General features: G+C 59.3%; 1 pseudogene. It reads left to right on the top strand.

Going from position 1 to position 637, the window contains the following annotated elements:
* Window positions 1-117: 117 nt before the first annotated feature.
* Window positions 118-637: pseudogene (locus tag VJ923_RS12140) on the top strand (serine/threonine protein kinase); the annotation flags it as partial.

The following is a 637-nucleotide window of genomic DNA, read 5'->3' as shown; positions in this document are numbered from 1 at the left end:
ATTTCAAGATATTTGTAAAGTTTCTTCGGTAAAAGGGTTTTGTGCACCTGCAAAAAATGGTATAACGTTCTTGTCTCAAAAGAGACGGAACAGTGCCTATGAGATAGGAGCACATTCATGGCTAAAATCGTCAGCTCTTGGAACGACTGGGATCCGCTGAAGCGCGTCATCGTCGGCCGCTGCGACAACTCCGTCATCCCGCCGGAGGAGCCCGCCACCTCTGAGAAGGTGCCCGTAGACTCCGCCATGCGCGGCATGTGGGGCCCCCGCCCCTCTGACACCGTTGCCCGTGGCAACGAGTGCCTCGAGAACCTCGTGAAGATCCTCGAGGACCGCGGCGTCGTCGTCGACCGCCCCACGCCCCTGCAGTGGAACCAGGCCATCGGCACCCCGGACTTCCGCAACGACTCCATGATGACCTGCATGCCGCCCCGCGACATCCTGCTCACCATCGGCAACGAGATCATGGCCGCCGCCAACTCCTTCCGCTGCCGCTACTACGAGTATCTGGCCTATTGGGACCTGATGGAGATGTACTTCGAGCAGGACCCCGACTTCAAGTGGACCCAGGCCCCCCGCCCGCGCCTGACCGACAAGTCCTACAAGCACAACTACTACGACGAGAAGATCACCCTCG

The organism is Adlercreutzia shanghongiae (assembly GCF_035830635.1).
Taxonomy (GTDB): domain Bacteria; phylum Actinomycetota; class Coriobacteriia; order Coriobacteriales; family Eggerthellaceae; genus Adlercreutzia; species Adlercreutzia shanghongiae.
The sequence above is the reverse complement of the archived record's forward strand: the minus strand, read 5'-3'. Positions and strand labels throughout refer to the sequence as shown.